This window comes from Sulfitobacter sp. AS92, from assembly GCF_038900015.1.
Classification (GTDB): domain Bacteria; phylum Pseudomonadota; class Alphaproteobacteria; order Rhodobacterales; family Rhodobacteraceae; genus Sulfitobacter.
The window spans coordinates 328,289-347,064 of sequence record NZ_JBBMQL010000003.1 but is presented as its reverse complement, the minus strand read 5'-3'; the positions used below and the strand labels follow the sequence as shown (position 1 = coordinate 347,064).

The 18,776-nt window shown below is 58.3% G+C and carries 13 protein-coding genes and 1 tRNA gene; 6 read left to right on the top strand and 8 right to left on the bottom strand.

The annotated features are described in order from the left end of the window. Positions 1-297: 297 nt before the first annotated feature. Both WNY61_RS07840 and WNY61_RS07835 read right to left on the bottom strand, forming a co-directional pair. Positions 298-2,469 (bottom strand): hypothetical protein, encoded by a 2,172-nt coding sequence (locus WNY61_RS07840; RefSeq protein ID WP_342850910.1) that lies wholly within the window; start codon positions 2,467-2,469, stop codon positions 298-300. 254 nt (positions 2,470-2,723) lie between these two features. After that, positions 2,724-2,798: transfer RNA gene (locus tag WNY61_RS07835), tRNA-Asn, on the bottom strand. A gap of 276 nt (positions 2,799-3,074) precedes the next feature. Between WNY61_RS07835 and WNY61_RS07830 the strand changes: the two genes are divergently transcribed. After that, positions 3,075-3,464: a DoxX family protein gene (locus WNY61_RS07830; protein WP_342850909.1), complete on the top strand. Its 390-nt coding sequence runs from the start codon at positions 3,075-3,077 to the stop codon at positions 3,462-3,464. Between the two features lie 67 nt (positions 3,465-3,531). On the opposite strand, the gene WNY61_RS07825 is transcribed toward WNY61_RS07830, so the two are convergent. Beyond that, the gene (locus WNY61_RS07825) at positions 3,532-5,118 is read right to left on the bottom strand and encodes a gamma-glutamyltransferase family protein (RefSeq protein WP_342850908.1); all 1,587 of its coding nucleotides are present in this window, start codon (positions 5,116-5,118) and stop codon (positions 3,532-3,534) included. Positions 5,119-5,902: 784 nt separating this feature from the next. Here WNY61_RS07825 and WNY61_RS07820 point away from each other — a divergent pair. Further along, positions 5,903-7,228, top strand: coding sequence for a DUF6538 domain-containing protein (locus WNY61_RS07820; RefSeq protein WP_342850907.1), 1,326 nt, complete (start codon positions 5,903-5,905; stop codon positions 7,226-7,228). 351 nt (positions 7,229-7,579) lie between these two features. On the opposite strand, the gene WNY61_RS07815 is transcribed toward WNY61_RS07820, so the two are convergent. Beyond that, positions 7,580-10,237, bottom strand: a complete 2,658-nt coding sequence (locus WNY61_RS07815) for a serine protease (protein ID WP_342850906.1) — start codon at positions 10,235-10,237, stop codon at positions 7,580-7,582. Next, positions 10,237-12,720, bottom strand: coding sequence for an N-acetylmuramoyl-L-alanine amidase (locus tag WNY61_RS07810; protein ID WP_342850905.1), 2,484 nt, complete (start codon positions 12,718-12,720; stop codon positions 10,237-10,239). The genes WNY61_RS07815 and WNY61_RS07810 overlap by 1 nt, the downstream gene beginning before the upstream one ends. A gap of 993 nt (positions 12,721-13,713) precedes the next feature. Here WNY61_RS07810 and WNY61_RS07805 point away from each other — a divergent pair. The 4 genes from WNY61_RS07805 (at position 13,714) to WNY61_RS07790 (ending at position 16,352) form a co-directional block, all read left to right on the top strand. After that, positions 13,714-14,007, top strand: coding sequence for a hypothetical protein (locus WNY61_RS07805; RefSeq protein ID WP_342850904.1), 294 nt, complete (start codon positions 13,714-13,716; stop codon positions 14,005-14,007). Positions 14,008-14,243: 236 nt separating this feature from the next. Then, entirely contained in the window at positions 14,244-15,422 is a 1,179-nt protein-coding gene (locus WNY61_RS07800) for a hypothetical protein (protein WP_342850903.1), read from the top strand. After that, the gene (locus WNY61_RS07795; RefSeq protein ID WP_342850902.1) at positions 15,419-15,829 is read left to right on the top strand and encodes a hypothetical protein; all 411 of its coding nucleotides are present in this window, start codon (positions 15,419-15,421) and stop codon (positions 15,827-15,829) included. Before WNY61_RS07800 ends, WNY61_RS07795 begins: the two co-directional genes overlap by 4 nt. Further along, positions 15,822-16,352 (top strand): hypothetical protein, encoded by a 531-nt coding sequence (locus WNY61_RS07790; RefSeq protein ID WP_342850901.1) that lies wholly within the window; start codon positions 15,822-15,824, stop codon positions 16,350-16,352. The genes WNY61_RS07795 and WNY61_RS07790 overlap by 8 nt, the downstream gene beginning before the upstream one ends. A gap of 173 nt (positions 16,353-16,525) precedes the next feature. Here the strand turns inward: WNY61_RS07790 and WNY61_RS07785 are convergent, their stop codons facing one another. From WNY61_RS07785 to WNY61_RS07775, 3 genes are read right to left on the bottom strand one after another with little or no spacing between them, the layout of a single operon-like run. Then, complete coding sequence (locus tag WNY61_RS07785) at positions 16,526-17,917, bottom strand: hypothetical protein (RefSeq protein WP_342850900.1); 1,392 nt, start codon at positions 17,915-17,917, stop codon at positions 16,526-16,528. After that, positions 17,914-18,237 (bottom strand): hypothetical protein, encoded by a 324-nt coding sequence (locus WNY61_RS07780; protein WP_342850899.1) that lies wholly within the window; start codon positions 18,235-18,237, stop codon positions 17,914-17,916. The genes WNY61_RS07785 and WNY61_RS07780 overlap by 4 nt, the downstream gene beginning before the upstream one ends. Next, a complete protein-coding gene (locus WNY61_RS07775; protein WP_342850898.1) occupies positions 18,230-18,667 on the bottom strand; it encodes a hypothetical protein in 438 nt (145 codons plus the stop codon). Before WNY61_RS07775 ends, WNY61_RS07780 begins: the two co-directional genes overlap by 8 nt. Positions 18,668-18,776: the final 109 nt, after the last annotated feature.

Genomic DNA, 18,776 nt, shown 5'->3' with positions numbered 1-18,776 from the left:
AATTGACCTGCTCCCCTGAAATGTCCGGCCTTTTAGGTTAGCCTGTTCTCCAACTGAGGAGACAGACGATGAAGAGAAGCTGTTTCAGCGATGAACAGATCGTTGGGATATTGAAAGAGCATCAGGCCATGCTGTCTGTCTTTCTTTCTGTGCAGATCTATGGGTAGCCCTGACCTCTTAAGATGTCATTTGCGGCACTTCGTTCGGCCTTTAGCCTTTCGATGTCGACATACGCCTGTTTTCTGGCGCATATCGACGCCTTTGTTGGAAACGGTCATTCGAGCCGCAGGATGCTTCCTACCCGACCACGCGAAGGTGGTTTTTTTGACCGGGCTGAGGAGCGGTATTGTCAACTTCCTCGAAAGGAGGTTGGATCATGCTAATATCAACGACCACAGACTTCAGCCGGTTGGCGAGCTTGGAAATGTTTAGACTCTGTCCATAACTCTGATCTCCTTCATCGTTACGAGTATGTCCCATGAGCCGGCATCGAATGGCGTCTGATTGGTCGTCACCCAGAAGGTCATGGTGGAATGTCGTGCGCAGGGAATGGAAGTCCATTCCAGGCCAGTAACAGTCGTTCGTGCGCCGATAATAGCCGAAAGCCTTGCTAAAGTTCGCAGAGAACGTGCCTTTTTGCTTACCGCGGTTGAGGAAAGGGAAGAGCCGGATATGATCCTGTTTTTTACGGAGGTTGACCAGTTTTAAAAGGCCAAGTTCGATCAATTGCGGGTGGATCGGCAAGGTTCTTTCGCTGCTCAGTGTCTTCAGACCGTTGATAATTGTGTTGCGGACGCGCAGGTAAGGAATCCCCTTGTCCGACCCGAAGTCTTCTGGGCCGAGCTGAAGAATTTCCTCCATCCGCATGCCCATGAATCGCGCAATGAGCGGAGCCCAGAACAGCGGATCACCGACGTCTTTAAGAGGGTTCTGGTAGATCGGAGACTGTAGCAAGTTGTCAAAACGATCATCCCATGGCTCCCTCTGACGCCGTCCTTCGTCGCTCTTCAGCTCTTTCACATCATCGTTGGTCCAGCTGCAGATCGCGAAGGGGTCGTGGTCAATAAGCTGCATGTCCCAGAGCATTTCGCCGATGGCGCGCAACACACGCCCATGCTTGATATAGGTGGTGACCGAAATTCGCGGCAGATGTCCCTCCAGCCGCATCTTGTCGATCTTCTCAGCAGTTGCGCCCTCAGCCACGGCTGCCTTGATATCATCTTTGAGTTGCGCCCTCTGCAAATCGGCGCGTTCGACCCGTTCGAGCAAAGTATATTGGTCGCGGTCTTTCGCGGACCGCGCGTGATTGGCAGGGACCCGCCAAACTACCTCGAGTGCATCATTCATTTCGTCGGTGCTGATTTCGTCAACCGGCCCGTCGCCCAACAAGGCCGGCCAGAGGTCACGGGCAAGCCGGAGTTTGCCCCGGTGGTCTTCGTTCAGACGATCTTCAAGGGAAGCTGACTTGAGTTCCTCCGGGACGGGCTTGACCCTCTGAGCCTTTGAGAAAGGCGCACTGTACCCCCAGCTCTGCAGCTCGAAATAGAGCTCGATCGCTTCAGTAAGTGTTATGCCGCGCTGCTTCTCCAAAGCGGCACGAGACCCTTCTGACAGCAACGATCGGTTAACAAGAATGCGCGGCGGTCGGGCTGCAATGCGGGCCTTCTGCCAGCTTTCTTCATCATATCCTTGCGGCATATCGAGGTCGGCCGGAACAACACAGGGCGTCAAGGCTGTCGTGCCCTTGAACTGGCCCACCATCTCGGTGGAGGCCGTTGCGGCTTGCTCAGGAAGGTCCCCCGCCATGGGCGTAGCTGTTGCCTGTACAGGGATCGCGGCTGTATCAGGCTCTGCTTTTGTCGTTGGTGCGGTATGCCGTGATGCAGACAGGGGATCATCGGAGGCAAAAGCCGCCGGCGAGATATCCAGTTCCGTCTGTCCAATGGGTCTCGCGGCAGCCGCAGCCACTTCTGTACTGAGGGCGCGGCGGAAGAAAACGGTAGGCTGGTTGTATATACCCTGCTGACGGCGCGCTCTCTCCTGGCTCACATCGAGCAAAACCCTGGTGGCTTCATAGGCGAGCGCCGTCCAATCTTCATCGCGGTCGTTAAGCTCAACCCCAAGTTGCGTCGCCACGTGGCGGAGAGGATTGCGCGCAATTTCCCGGTCTCCGAGATAGAGGGCTTCCCGCAACGTCCGTTGTAGAACTTCTTCACGCCGCAAGTCTGACGCGGCTGCTTCCAAGCAGCGCGGCGCAGCGACAGCGCGCGTACGCTCGAAGGCCTCGATTTCGAACCGTGCAAGGTTCTCGAGCATAATAGCCTGAATGTCGGGCGCAATTGCCATCATCTTCTCCGCATCTGCGGCGAAGACCAGGTCGCTCATCTCGGTGAGGCGGCGGGTCAGGATCTTCGCTTCAGAGAGGACATGGATACGAAGCGAAAAGCACAAAAACATTTTTTTTGGCATGCGCACCGTCGTACCTCCCGGTGCGCTATCCGCAGGGCCGCCCCGGTCCCGTAGGGACCGGGGTAGACGTCTGCGCCAAAAGTAGCCGGATCGACGGATTTCGAGATGTGGCGGTAAGCTCCGATTCCGAGGCATGGGAATGCGCTCCTGTGCACGTGTTGTGCACCGCCGAGTGCACCTAAATGTGCACCTCGTCAGAGAGCTTCGAGTCTGGAAGGAGAAAATCTAATGATTTCAGGGGTTAGCTGAACATATGGCTCCGGCGGTAGGGATCGAACCTACGACCAATTGATTAACAGTCAACTGCTCTACCGCTGAGCTACGCCGGAATGCCTATGTCTGTCTGATGGGTAACGCCACCGGACAGCGGCTCTTTAACGTGGGCGGTCCGGTGTGTGCAAGAGCAATTGGTTAGGAATGTCGAATTTTTTTCGATTATCGATATTCCCCAGCGAAATCGATTTGCTAGGTGGATAGTAAGGTACGCTCCGTGATCACAGCTGTGTGACAATGCCCCCTCCCCGCGCTTCGGGCTGGACGGATCACGCTGACTGCGATTGATACTCGCTCAGCATTCGCAACCCAAAGATCAATAAAGGAAAATCATGACCTTTCTCACCCCCTACCAGCCGCAGATCCTATCGCTGTTCCGCATCATGTCGGGCTTGTTGGTGCTACAGCACGGCACAACAAAGATCCTCGGATTTCCAGCAAGTCAAATGTCCGGCGCATCAATCACGTCAATGGGCGGCATCGCGGGTGTCATTGAGCTGATCTTTGGCATCCTACTGGTGATCGGCCTTTTCTCGCGCCTATCGGCTTTCATCCTGAGCGGTCTGACGGCCGTGGCCTATTTCATCGCACATATGCCGCAGGGGTTCTTCCCGATGCTGAATGGCGGCGAACTGGCGGCACTTTATAGCTTTGCCTTCCTTTACCTCGCCACTGCAGGCCCGGGGCCATGGTCGGTCGACGCAATGCGCAGCAAGGGCTGAGGCCCGATACAAAAAAGGCGTGGCCCGCCAGGGGCCACGCCTATCTCTCAAAGACATTCTGTGCGGCTTAGAAGCCCGCAGCCTGCCCATCTTTACGTGGATCGGACCCAGCGGAATATCCGCCCCCGGGCAGACGCTGCACCAACTGCGCCCCGCCAAAACCGAAAGCGTTGTCAGGCGCTTCGACATGGATGACATGGCCCAGATCGCGCAGCCCTAGCAGCAACTCCGGCTTCATCGACGGCTCGCAAGCCACCTCTAGCCCAGACAGCATCCGCCAGCGCGGCGCATCGGCAGCAACCTGTACGTCTTGCCCCCAAAGCTGCGTGCGCAGCAGCAGTTGCATGTGGCCTTGCGCCTGAATTGGCCCGCCCATCATGCCGTAAGCCATCAGCGGTTGGCCGTTCTTCATGGCGAAACCGGGGATGATGGTATGAAAGGGGCGCTTGCCGCCCGCAACGATGTTCTGGTGTCCGGCCTCAGTGGTAAAACCAAATCCCCGGTTCTGCATCGACACGCCCGTCCCCGGTACCACAACGCCCGAGCCAAAACCGGCATAGTTCGACTGGATAAAGCTGACCATCATGCCCGACGCATCAGCCGTGCTCATCAAAACCGTGCCGCCCTGCTTAGGCGCACCGGCACCGAAATCCTGCGCTTTCTCAGATGAGATCAGCGCCGCGCGGGACTTGAGGTAACTAGGATCAAGCAGTGCCTTTTCATCCACCTCGGTCATCGCCGGACGGTCGCCGACATAGGCGTGCAAGTCGCGATAGGCGAGCTTGCAAGCCTCGATCTGCAGGTGCACAGACATAAGATCATCGGGGCCGTGATCGCGAATTTTGCTATGCTCGAGAATGCCGAGCGCCATCAATGCGGCGATCCCCTGCCCGTTTGGCGGAATCTCATGCAGCTCCACGTCGTCGAAGCTTTGGCTGATGGTGCCACACCATTCGGGCGCGTTGGCGGCCAAGTCCTCCATAGTCATCGCACCGCCATTGGCCTTGGCATGGGCGACGATCTCTTCGGCGATTTCACCCTCGTAAAAGGCGCGGCCGTTGGTCTCGGCGATCAGGCGCAGGGTGCGTGCGGCACCTGGATTGCGAAAACGTTCACCCGCCTTTGGGGCGCGCCCATCAGGCAGGAAAGTCTCGGCAAAGCCCGGCTGTTTGCCCAAGACCTCGGCCCCGCGCGCCCAAAGCGTGGCGATCGTCGGCGAAACCAGAAAACCTTCTTCGGCATAGCGTATCGCCGGGGCCAGCACGGTCGCCAGATCAAGCTTACCGAACTTTTCCATTAACTCGACCCAGGCGCTGACTGCGCCCGGCACCGTGACACTGTCCCAGCCATGCTCGACCATGCCATCGGGGAAACGCTCAGGAGACCAAGCCGCTGGCGCGCGCCCCGAGGCGTTCAGCCCGTGCAGCTTTTCCCCATCCCACAAGATGCAAAACGCGTCTGAGCCCAGCCCGTTGCCCGTAGGCTCCACCACCGTCAGCGCCGCGGCGGTGGCAATCGCCGCATCCACCGCATTGCCCCCCTGCTGCATCATCAAAAGACCGGCCTGCGTGGCCAGCGGCTGAGAGGTCGCGACCACGTTGTCGGCAACCACGGGGGATCGGTGGGACGGGTAGATTGGATCGTGACGAAGCATAGCTGTCCTTTGCTAGGGTAAGGCCAGCGGCACGGCAAATCCGGCCGCCTGCGGCGTTACTGGCAAACTGGACGTGAATGCATCTGCATGCAACTGCCCTGAGACGATATTTTAGGGCCAATGGCATCGCAGGTTTCCGAAAGGGGTCTGAGCCTTAGCTCGGTTCTCCGTTCCGTTTACGCGCTTTCCTATACAGAAGCGTCCGATGGTGCCGGAAGCTACGCTCGCAATGAGATGGGGTAAACACGACAACCCAAGCGGCCCAAAGACGGCTCTTTTCGCGATACTGCCATGCCCTTGCACAAAGCGACTGGTCGGCATCCGAGAAGATGCAATTATGAAGGATGCGAGACCAATCTCTAACGTTAACCAACATCTGGAACCTCCCTTTCGCATAGCGTCAGGACGATTTGTTGCCCCTGCCGCCAAGGATTTGGTCCCCCCGGATGAATTGAATGCTGACTTACGATTCTGCCGAGAATAAGGCGGAGGGTGGCAAAACCATGCCGCGCGGATGTAAATTTTCCGCGTAAGCTGCGTACGGAGGGTCGGTTGGGATGGGTGCCTAGGCACACCGAAACACGAGGCAATGGGCCGAGGTTTCTGGTGTGGGTGGCGGAGACGAAGAGATTCGAATATCTGCTGGTTTCTGTCCAAAAATCCTTATTTTTTAAGAAAAAATTCATTTTCGGGTTTCAGCAGGCACCCCGAATGTGTAGCAAAATGTGTAGCAGGCAACTGACCCGCTATTCCGATCAGAAATCATAAAGAAACGGTGGCACGAATGGCAGGACTGATCAAGCGCGGTAACACTTGGCACCTGCGGATGCGGGTGCCCAAACGGTATCTCGCCGTCGCAGGCCGCACCGAAATCCACCGTAGTTTGGAAACCGACAGCGAGCGCCGTGCGCGCGAGTTGCTGCCGGATGTGAAGGCAAAACTTCTGACCGAACTCGAGGAGATGACCACCATCAAAGAACGCCCCGAAGAGGCCGATGCCTACCGCGCGGCACAGAAGATTGCCCAAGCGCGGGGCTTTACCTACCGGCCACTTTCCGACTTGCTGGAAGCGCCTCTGGAGGACGTGCTGGAGCGTGTGGAGGCGTCGTCGGTCGAACCTACGTCAGCAGCCACCAAGGCGCTTCTCGGGGCTATCGAAGAGCCCGCTCTGCGGCTTTCCAGCTTGGTCGATGAGGTCGAACGGATCGCAGCCCACGACAACCGCTTCAAGAGCGAGAATCAGATGCGCCTCTGGCGCAATCCGCGCAAACGCGCGGCCGCCAATCTACAAACCGCGCTTGGGGGCCGCGATGTGCTTGTGTCAGAGATCGACCATGCCGCAGCGCTCAAGCACAAGGCGTGGTGGCAGCGTAAGGTCGCCGCTGAAAATCTTTCGACCGAAAGCGCCAATAAGGATTTCGCCAATATGGCCGGAATGCTGCGGCGCTATTATGACAGCATTGCACAGCCAGACCCGCCATTCCCGTATCATCGAGTATCGTTGAAAGACCGGCACAAGACCGAGAACCGCAAGCTCGAGATCCCCGTGGATTGGATCACCGAGAAATGGTTTGCCCCCGGTGCATTTGACGGCGCGAACGATGAGGCGCGAGATATTCTGCTCATCTCGGTCGAGACGGGGTGCCGGCAGTCCGAGATCTACGACCTGCCGCCGGGAGCCTTCGTGCTGGATCATCCTTTCCCGCATTTCGAGATCAAGTTCGAGGCCGGGGACAACCGGCGCGAGATCAAAAATACCGCATCCACACGGCTTGTTCCTTTGGTCGGTGTGGCCTTGGCGGCCGCCAAGCGCCATCCAAGCGGCTTTCCGCGCTATCGCGGTAAAAGCACCTACTCGGCGACGATGAACCAATACATGCGCAACAACGGACTGATGCCATCCCCGCAGCATACAATCGGCGGCGTCCGACATACCTGGGAGAGCCGATTGCTGGCAAAAACGAAGCGGATGGACATCAGCGGAGAGATGATGGGGCACAGCGTGAAACAGATTCGACAACGCGCAGTCTATGGCGATGCGATGGGTTTGCAGGACAGGCACGCGCTGGCGAGGCGCGTGATGCTGCCCGTGCCGGTGCATCTGGAGTAAATGGGGGATAAGGCACTTATGGACCGCGTTAAAATCGGAGACCAAGGCGCTAAGGTCCGCTTCGAGCCCAGAGTCACTAATGCTGGGAGCCGAATAAAGGGCCGATTCAAGCATTCCTTATATGTCTAGGCCCACCACCTGCTCTGTTCCAAAATGAAAAAACGACCATGACGGAACGGGCAATGTGTTTCACGGTGGCATGTTGTGAAGGTACGGACTCACCCTACAGATTTGGCCGCCACATGGAGATCTCATCGCTGGACGGGAGTTGTACTGACCCTCCTGAAACGAACCCGCGCCGTGACACGACCAAGCTACGGAATGACGCGCGTTCGCGACGATAACCCAAAACTACAGCCCTTCTAGAAAGTCCCGCAGCGCCGCGTCAATGTTCCTCTGCCGGTTCGCGAGGATGCCCGTCCCCGCATGGACGTAGCCCGAACTCGCAAGCAGTGCGTGGACCCCCAGATCGGCCCGATAGCCCGCCAGCAGCGCCGCAGGGTCGGCCGTTGCGCCGCCGCGGTAGTTCAGGTCCAGGAAATAGCCGTGGATCACACCCGCCAGCACCTTGGCCGAGCGGGCCGGGTGCCCGGCGATCCCCGTGGCCCGGAAAAGGGCGGAATAGAGCATCCCGACAGGGCTCGTACGGACCGGCTTGTTGACGATTGCGGCGAGGTAGCGAGCGTAGAGCCCAATATTCTCCCTCAGAGAGAGCAGTGTGTCGTGGGACGGTGCTGTGGATCCGATCCAGAAGCCAAGGTTAGACGGCAGGGGCAGCAGCCCCCGCTCGCCCAGGCTGTGGTTCGCCTCGGCATCCATGACACCCTTCTGGAATCCGGCCTCGCAATAGATCATCACAATCAGGTCAAGTTCGGTCAACAGCAGCGCACCATCGCCGTGTCGGTCGGCCGACCAGGCGTTCACCTCTGCCAGTAGGGCGCGAATGCGTCCGGCATTGGCGGAGAGGAAGGCGGGCTTGTCCAGGCCGCGCCAGAGCCACTCGCCGCTCGCCGAATCGAATGCGGTCGTGCCCAGCATCGTCTCGACCTTGGCCTCCAGCCTGCGATCGAAGCCGCGCATCTCACGCGTCGCCGCCATGCTGTGGAGCGATAGGCGCACGCCATGGGGGCTCGCTCCTGTCAGCGCGTCGACGAAGCGTCCGCTGAAGTTGCGGTCGATCTGCGTGACCATGCCGTCGTCGTCGCCCACCGTCTCCGTGCCTTGAGGCACGAAGAGCTGCGCGAGCTGAGAGTCCTCCCCGCGCAGATAACTGAAGCCGCCCCATGTCTGGTCGATCGCCAGCAGCGGACGGAAGCCCGTCTCGGCTATCTCCTCGATGCGGGTCCGGCGCAGTGGCGTGTTCACGTCGCCAACGATCAACCAGTCCTGATCCAATGGCACGTCCTTCAGCATCTCGGCCGAGACCAAGGTCATCAGCCGGGCAGCGGCATAGCGACGGACTGCCGCGTCCCCGGTCGCGCCGATGAAGATCGGGAGAAGGGTGACAGTGAAGGCCGGGTCGCGCTCCGGCACGCCGATGATGAAGCGCGCAGGGAAGCTGGGAAAGATTGGTCCCTCTAGCCTTTTCAGCTCCAAGTCCTTCTGCGCCGTGATCCGCCAGAGACGCTCGATCCTCGGGGGCCAGGCTTCGCGTCGTACGGACACGGATCGCGGATTGTGGAACAGCGTCGTCAGCGGCTGCCCCGGGTGGGTATCGTCCTCGGCGAAGGCGCAGTCGAGGCGCTGGCCGAACCCGTCGTGCAGTGTGTCGCGTAGCCGCTTCGCAGTCTCCCGTGAGAGTCCGTCCAGCACCCAGACATCCTGCGTTATGTCGGCGAGGACGGTCGCGGCGCGGCGCATCGTGGCCCGGTCTTTGGCCTGAGACTCGAGCCAGCCCATGTTCCAGATCGCGACGTCGATGTCCTGATCTGTGGCTTTATAGGCCTGAAGTACGGCCTCGTTGCCGTCCGGCTCCGCGACCACCGCCGCCGGGACGGCTCTGACTTCCTGCGGCGCGGGCGGGCGGGGTATCGGCTCCGTCCGGCCGCGCACCCCGAACGGACCGGTGATCGAATCGAAGTCGACGAAGTGCGACAGCACGGTCTCGATGGCGGCCCTGTCGGGACCGGGGCGCGCGAGGCGATGCTCTAGATGGACAGCGATGGCGGAGAACTTGATGCCTTCGTTGGCGATCTCGTAGGCCGATCCGTCTTGCAGCCGCTTAGCCCGCTTCTCGTGTTTCTCGACCAGCCCGCGGTCGCGGCGGAAGGCGTGGTGCAGCCCGCAGAGTTTGCCTGTTTGCGCAATCACCGGCGCGCCGGAGGAGCCGCGATCGGTATCGGCGGCATAAAGGAGCAGGTCGCCGTCCACGTTTAGAAGCTCCGTGTCGTCGAGCGACGCCTGCTTGGGACGTCCGTTCGGGTGGTGGATCAGGAAGACCGGCTCGTGATGGCGCAGCACGAACGAACCGCGGGACATCGGGATATACCCGTACTCGCGGGCCGCTTCGTCGCCAATCCAGATGAAGCTGTAGTCGAGCCCCCCCACCGCCGCGCTAGTCAGGAATAGTCGCGCGGGGTCGAGCGGCAGCAACCGGCGCGGCACCGTCACCGTGCCGCCCGCGCCGAGCATCTGCTCGGGCGTGCGCTCGTACTCGAACTCTACGCGAGCCAGACCGGCCGATGTGACGTCGTGAAGCACGTGATTGTTTGTGACCAGCAAGTTTGGGCCTACGAGAAAGCCAGTTCCCGTCCAGTCCCCCCGTTCACCGCGGAAATTGACGCCGCTACAGGTAATGCGGGCGACCGCGCGCCGCCGGTCGGCCAAGATGGCGAGCAGTCCTGCATCGACGACATTCTCGACGCCCACGGCGGCCTCGAACCCCGAGCCGCCGAATCCTGCGGCCATCTCCTCGAAGTTATGGACGGAGCCCGGCGTGCCCGATTTCAGCTTAGCGTAGGCTTCGACGCTCGCCCAGTCGCTGATGAAGGGCGCGCTTTCTGCAGCCATCAAAAGTCCACCTCGGTGCCGCGCGTGTCGACATGGACGAAGTTGCTGTCGAAATAGCCCTTAATCCCGCCAGCATAGCGCGGATCGCTTTCGCGAACCTCACGCGCGACTTGCCGCCAGCGCTCCACCGTGCCGCCGGAGCAGGTCCAGTCTATGGCGTTGAACCGCATGTGCAGGCTTCCCGCGGCCCCGCCGATACAGGTATTATAAGACTGATCGCGATATGCGCTGAGAATGCGAACGGGGGCCCCCAGGCGATGCCGGATTTCGTCCAGCATCTGGGCCGTCATCCTCATGTTTTCCCAAAGATGGGACGGAGGCGGTGCGTTCCGCCCTTCGCAATCCTGACCGGGCTGGTTCCGCCAGCCGAGATAGAGCAGTTCCGTCGCCGAGAAGTGGCGCAGGCCGAGGCCGTCGACGAAGCTTTGAAACGCGGTCAGGTCGAAGCCGCCCGCCTCGAATGGCGAGTCGGCGGCCGCGATGACGGGGGCGTAGGCGGCGGCGAAGCGGGCGCGCCCGTCCGGGTCCGCGCCGATGCTCGTCAGGTCAAGCTCCCGCGAGGGGTCGATGAACGCGTCCTCGCCGGCGTCCGGGTCCCCGCTCGGGGCGGCGATGTCAGCCCAGAGCGCGTCCAGCGCGCTCCCCCCAGACGCGGGGGCGAGCGCGCTGCCGTCCACGGCGTGCGCTAGGAACGCGGCAGCAGGAGGCGCCGCGACGACGGGGGCCACCGGCAGGCGCGCCGGCCGCGCCAGGTACGCGGCTACGCTCAGCCCTTCCCTCGCGGCAATGGCGTCGAGGGCATCGCCCCAGTTGCCCTCCTCGTCGGGGACGGGGATGCCCGCCATCTCGAAACCGTCCTCTAGCCCACCCTCGAGGTAGTCGGCGATCCCGGTGGCGAGCGCGCCCGCAATACGATCACGGTAGCTCGGCTGCATGATCCGCTGTTCCTCGGCGGCGACGTCCATAAAGCTGACCTCGTTGAGACAAACCGCCGTATCGGGATGATGCCCGGATTCGTGCAGCACAGAGAGGCTCTTGCGAATGATCCCGTCGGCCGATTGGGTCGCGTTACGGTCGCGATGCCCGAGTTCGGCCAGCATGGCCGACTGCACGCTCCTCATCAGCCGAATTGATCGGCTGGACGCGGTGTTGGAGTGGAGCCAGGTCTCGGTACCCTGGACACTGCCGTTGAAGCCGTTGAAGTGGACGGAGACGAAGACCTCCGCGGCGACCTCCCGCGCTACGTCTCGACGAGCCGGACCCGAAACGCTCACGTCGGCGTCACGGGTGAGTAGGACGCGGTAGCCACGCGCCTCCAACATCGGACGCGCCCGGCGGCAGACATCCAGCGTCCAGCGCTTCTCCAGGGTTCCGGCGGGGCCGACGGCGTTGTTCCAGCTGGCTGAGGTAAAGTCCGTGTCTGTCGTTCCCCCATGGCCCGGATCGAGTACAACGGTCTGACGCCAACCCGTCTCGAAAGGGGTCTCCGGCGGAGACGCCACGGCGGCAATCTCGAACCCGTCGCCCAGCTTGGCGACATGGGCGCGCACGGCATCCATCAGCGGCGCTGCGGCCCGGGCGAAACCCGCGTTTTCAGGATGCAGTTCGTCGTCCCAACTGTTGCGGTGGTTGCCCACTGTGCCGGTCAGGTCGACGAAGCGGTAATTGTCGAACGCATCCTCCAGCGTCCGTAGCGCCTCGGCAAAGGCCGCCGAGATCACACGGATCACATCGCGCCCGATGTCGAGCGGGATGCCCGCATCCGCGAAGGGCTGCCCGAAATATCGCGCCCCCTCGATTGGAAAGGGCGTGTCGTAGCCGTGGCCGAACACCATCACCTGCGGATGGTTCTGCGCCACGTCAGTCAGGATGTGCCGGTAGTAGCCCAGGATATGTGCGACCGCTCCTTCGAGCGCGGCGGCATCTACCAGGTCCTCCGCCGAGGCGCCGTCAGCATAGGGCAGCAGCAGCTGCTCCAGCCGCCCGTCACCCAGCAGATCGTTGCCCCCACCCGACAACAGCATGACGGGCGCCCCGCTCTCCGACAGCGCGCCGTGGTACTCGCGCCGCACAGCCATGTGCTCCACCAGGTCTCCGGCCGCGTCCAGCGACAGAACAGCGAAGTCGTCCTGCGCCATGAAGACGTCAATGACGTCCTTCAGCTTGATAGGATACTGGAACCAGCTGTCCCCCTCCGAGACGATCCGGGTGCCGCGGAAATTACCTCCGGTCCTCACGCGGTAGACGGCCAGCCGCTTCGCGCGGCTGATGCGGTTGGCCCAATTGACGACGGCGCTGCCCTCGAACGGCCCGGGATCAAGTGCCTCACGGTACTCGGGTTTCGGCTCGACAGCGGCATCATAGGGGCGCCGGGAAGCCTCAGTGACCTGGAAGTGCTCGTCCAGGATGGCGTCCAGCTCGGCGACGTCATTGCGGGACAGCGCGTCATCAATACGGCGCTGCAGGTCGTTCGAATACGTCATTGCGATAACCCTCAATTGGAAAAGAATCTTGGTTCTCATAGTGTTCTCAAGGTCCTGCCCTCCAGGTGGCCTTGATGGTGCGACCGCGCGCGCCCGACGGAACTGGCGTGCCAAGGTGGGCCGACGACGACCCACGAAGGAGAGCGGCCATGACGAATTCTACCACAGATGGGCTCGATCTGGCGAAGAATATGGTCCAGTTGCACAGGACGGACGCGTCCGGCCGCGCAATGCTCCGACACAGGTTGTGGCCGACACAGGTGCCCGAATGTCTGATCTGCCTGCCGTACTGTCCGGTGTCGATGGAAACCTGCGGAGGTGGTGGAATGGGGGACCCAAAAATTGATTGATTGAACAAATAGGCGCCTCCACGGCCCGATCGGGAACATCTCATCCGGCGAAATCGGGAGAACCTTCGATGAACACAGCAAGCAATTGAATACGATCGTCTAAGATCAACCATGCGGCCTTCCGTGGATCCGGGGCGGTACGAATGCCAAAATTCAACCCGTGGGCTTTCGCTGTGACTGAAGGACCGCCAAGGGGCATGTCATAGCCTATATTCCGCACCGGGGACCCGATAGCGCAGTCGGCGTCGCTCTCGTCCAGCATGTCGGCAATCAGAACGCGCTGAGCATTGGGCTGAAAAGCAGCCATGTGCGCGATGGGAGTTAACGGCAGCAAAGTCCCGCAGAGGCGACCTTGAACTGCAAACCTTAGCGCCGTTTGGGTGGGCGACCGCAGCGAATGGCAGAAACGAGCCCTCTTTGAACGATGCCGCGCGATGTATGAACGGCAGCTTTTGATGGAGTGGCCAGAAACGTGACAAAACTGACGGCAATTTTGCTAGGGGTTTGTGGCACAAGATTTTTCAACGATTTCGGTTGATCATAGCGCGGAGACAAAAAAGACCGTTTGTGGCTGGCCAAAAGTATTCATTTTTTCAAACCGCTTAGTGTTGTATGCTCGCGCTCAACTCATGGGAGCTACTCGATGTCTATTGTGAAAGGACTACTTGGGCTGGCTGAGGTGGCAGTCAGGCAGGGAACACCTGTTCTCTCTGCGGAAGCGTATCAAATAGGCTTTGATAACGCACGCGCAGGAAATGCCAAGGAAACTAAGGTTATGCGATTAAAGGGTTATCAGAAGAATAGTGATCGCCCAGAACTACTTAAATACATCAACTCCAATTTCACAGATGCCTATGACGAAGGCTACCGAGATGGTTTGATGCAAGAAGAGCTAGAAGCGCGTAGACAACTCGGACGCTCAAGCCGCTTTGAATGACGCTCTGCCACGTGCGAAAGAAAATGTAGCTCCACCTAGGGCAGAAAAGACTGTTTTTGGCGCTGCTTGATTGTCCCGCCAACTAAGGAAAAGCAGCAGATTAGTAGCCGTGCCAAAGCGAGCGCCGATAACCGGCAAGTGGTGCATCTACCTACTAATTTTCACAAAATGACTTTGGACACAATGCAGAATAGGCTAGGTTCACGAAATCCTCCATAAGATAAGGGGTATTCGCGTTGAAAACCGCTAAATTTTTTTCTCTGACCGGATTCCTTGCGCTCATTGCGCTCATCCCTGTCAGCGCTGCCTCCCAACCCAACAACAGTTGCGACATCATTTTTTCAAAGGAAATGGACGATATGTCTGTGGCAGAGCTCATCTCGGGTTTGGAAGCCTACAAAAAAACTGCTCAGTCATCCTCTGATCATGGCGCATTGCTGATTGATTTGTGCTTAAACAGCCCCGGTGGATCAATATCTGCTGCGAAAACGCTGGTCGAGTATTTAGAAAAAGAGACAGACGGCCCCTGGTCTTCCCCTCACGGTATTTCTACCAGAGTCAAAAACGGCATGACATGCGCTTCGGCTTGCGCACTTGTATTCATGGCCGGGTATGATTGCTGGAAGAACCGTTGTCGAGTTTCACGAACTATAGAACCATTTGCAACACTTGCCTTCCATTCTCCGAACATATCACAAGCGGACTCGACTGCGACAAATCCAACGGTCTCTCGGATTGTTTATCAATCGGCAATGAGTGATTTGGGCTATTTTTTCCAGTTGAACTCCAATCCTTTATTCCTGGGTTCGCGGACTAGATTGCCTAGCACGTTGATCGGCGAAATGCTTAGTCACCATGATCAGGACTTTTTCATTGTTGATAAGTTATTTGAAGCCCTCACGTTCGACATTCAGCTAGCAGGCCATTGGAAAGAACCGATCATTAAGTCCGATGAAGATAGAGCGCTAGCAATGCAATCATTGTGCGATCAATATTATTGGCGCAATCAAGCAAGAAAAACCTATCCCGAAGCCGGTTATCACTATCCAGAAAATCGCACTGAAGCATGGTTCGGAGGCGACGGACCTTTGCAGGTAATGTCGGACTCCTTAAAAAATAAGGTGGTCTACTACAATAGGATGCTAGGTAGTGGAAACACCGCGTGGGCCGTTTGCGCATTCTACTCAGGAAAAGATATCGATTCCTCATTCATTCAAGTGCGGGCCGAGGGAACGGGCGCAGAGATCGAAAGTGCGGACTATGGGATGATATCTTTGAACAACCTAAATCATGAAAGTGATGCGTCGATATCCGAAGCTTGGTCGTTGATCGCACCCGGAATAAGCAGTTACAACGCCCACATGTTTTGGCCAATGTACGAGCGTCTTTCGGAAATAGGCTTAGTGAAACCATGACTAAACAAAGTTCACTTCTGTTGCTTCCGATCTTTTTGGTAGCTGTTTTGAACGCAAGCGATACTTATGCTCAAGATCGTTTGATCAGCACTGCGAAAATCGTTGATCTCGCAGAGAACATTGAAGATTATATAGCCGTGCAAGGGGGTGCGCCAATCGTCGTGATCGTAAAAAAAATTCCCGATCCAAAAATAACGGCCGAAGACATTTCGGCAATGGCAAAAGCGATTACACCAACTCCACGACCAGACAACAGCGGAAGTAATGTCCCTGCAAGTGTGGTCACCGTGTTTGAAGAACAACTCGAGTGCTTAACCACACGAACGAACGATGTAGTGAACGCGTTGACAGGGGCTGATGAAATGGTTGATTTTGCGACCGAGTTGAAGTCAATTTGTAGTGAGTGATGCTCCCAGATACAAAAAATGGGTCGATATCGGTGGCCTGACGTTGGCGGTCGTTGGCGTTTTTACATACTTTTATGGCGAATATCTTGACGACAAGAGAGCACGCGAGGCAGCGGTGTTGGATCGCGTTCAAACACTCCAGACTGAACCCTTGCTTGATCTCAGGCTAACCATCCTTCAGGAGTTCTCAGACAAGAAAACGCAGTTATTTCTTATTTTCGGTCCAACGGAATCAGAACTAGGAAACTACGTCACTGACAAGCTCAAAGACAATACGGATCTTCGCAATTCAATTATTCGCCTAGTTTATTTCTTTGATGAGATTCAAACATGCGTTGAAGCCGAACAGTGCAGCGAAAAGAAGTCCATGTCTTGGATGCAACAAGATGCTGCAGAAGTTAATAGTTTGTTTGGGCCATATATTGGTCAAATCGCATTGCAGTCCGGCCTACCTAGGTTAGGTTGCGGTATGTCGAAATTCGCTACGGGGAAACATCCCGTTCGTTGCGCATCTGCTCCATAAACTGGTCTCTCCAAAGCCGCAGAATGCCTGGGCAAAGATCAGGGGGGGCTACTCGCATTCTATAACTTCTTAACCCAACGCTGGCGGAGCATTAGGACTTCAAAACTAATTTGAAGCGCGGGACGGGTGAGCTTTGTTCTACCTAAGCGAACATCCGTTCCCTAGAACAAGGATCAAGGAATAGGCACTTGGAGATAGCCCACTGCCCGCCGGTAGGCACTGTTGCGCCTCGGCAAGACCGCGCCTTCTAGAACATTAATGTTTGCCAAGCCTGCGCCACTGTCTCGGCATCGGTCTGTCATTTGGTCAATCAGTTGAGCAACCGCATCCGCGCGGAGGTTTGGAAGGTCTGCGTTACCGAAAACGCGACGAGATTGCATTTCTCGACCGATGTCGATCTCCCTTGGCGCTTCCATAAATATCGCGTCCGAGGACCCCCTATCCTGTAGCGGCAAAACTCTCACGCGGATCGGCAGATCTTCCAAGGGTTCAGACCAGTCACCATCTGCGGTGTCTGCATAGCCCCGTATTAACATCTCGGCACTACTGAAGCGCTGCGCCACAAGGAGGCGGAGATAAGCGCTCTCGGCAAGTTCCGCGATGACGGGTTTACCTCTTGCTTCTGCTAGTTCCTCGCTCAGTTCAGAGAGGGCGTCCCAAAAATCTATATTGCTGAAGATTGCTCGGTTCGCCGCTTCACAAAGATTCGCAGCGAGAGCGCCGATCATCTGTTCCGATGGCGGGCCGCCCCAAGCGTCGACTGGTATCGCCTTACGCGGCTCGAAGCCGAATAAAGTGTATTGGTCTAGGGTAGTTTCTGTCCAATCGGGCCTTGCGATGGTGAATGTAGCCCATCGCTCGCGTCCCACGATAAGAACGTTCGCCGTCGGGTGGATTGAGATAACTTCAAGATGTTCGTTGATAGAGTTGAGGTTGTCGCGAAGCTTCGTGAAGGACTCGACCTCGCTTGGGGATAGCGTAAGGCGCTGCATCAAAAGGACAGTGTCGCGGAATTGACGTTCAAGTTCAGCCATGGCCTTATCAGTTTGCGACGCCTTGAGCTCGGCACTGATCGCACGCCTCGATGACTTCAGACGCTCTGCCCTTTCTATAGCCAATGAATCTCTAGCAGAATCTCGCTCCGCTTCCGCCAAAGATCTCGCCTCGGTGGCACGACTTTCTGCGTCGATGGCCAACCGGGACGTATTTTGCGCCTCGTCACGCGCGTTAGTGGCGGCATTTCGCGCAGCATTGGCAGCGTCTCGCTCTTTGATTGCCAAGTCCCTCGCATCCTCGGCGCCATCCCGCTGGGACGTTAGAGACTCGATGGTCGTGTTTTTTCCGGCAATCTGATCTTCTAGTGAACGGGTTCCGAGAAAAAGCGCGGCGACCATTAGGGCCGCGCCAACAATAATAAGTGCAACAGCGGGCGCACCGACGAAGCGACCTTCTGCGATGTTCAACTCCATTTGAAAAAAAGGCTCTCCGCGCCGCATGTGCCATGCACCGAGAACAATACCGATGACGAAAAGAGCTAGACCCGCAAACAATGGTAGGTATGTCATTTGACTGGTATAACATATCTCAGCCCGTGTGTCGGCCCCCGGTCGATGTCTCGGTCCTTCTCGACCTCGCGCTCCACTTCCCGCTCGTCCTCGATCTCCAGCCGCTCGCGCGGCTTGTTCAACACATCGTCCAACCGTTCGCGGATCGACCTGTCATCCTTATTGAGGCCATCATGCTCTGCGCTCTCCCGGTTCTTCCCAAGCGCCTCGCGTAATCGGTCATTAACCTCACGCAGATTTGCCTGTACTTCGTCACTCTGCCCACCACGCTCCGGCCCGTCCTGGTCTCGCCCGGTGATCCGCGCCAACCGCTTACGCACATCGTCTGACCCACGCTCTGCGCTGCGATCTTTCGATGTCGCCGCTGAGTGCAGCCAGACCAGCGGACACACGCCCCTGCCCCGCCTCGCGCTCGGCTCCATAGGTCTCCCGCGCGATATCCAGCCGCTCGCGCATTTCACGGAACGCGGCACGGGCCTGGCGGGCGGCATGGACCACAGCGCCCCGTTCCGTGACCGGCATATATGCCCGCCCCTCTCGCTCTGCCGCCGCCTTCTCGCGCCGTTCCATGGAATTGGCCGCTGGCCCCAGCTTCAGCTCCGGGTCGCGGTCCAGCTCCTCGGCCTTCAGATCATCGCCCCGCTCTTGCGCCGCCTTCCGCTGCTTCTTAAGGGACCGATGATCGACACGCTCCACCTCCCCTACCCGCTCAAGTGCGCGGTTCTCCAACTCGGCCCAACCCGGCCTCACCCGAACAATGCAACAGTCCCCTATTGGATGACGCGGGAAAGATCACACACGATGCAGAAGGCCTACAGTTTGGATCGCAGCGTCTCCTCAGGCTCGCAATGGCGGTAGA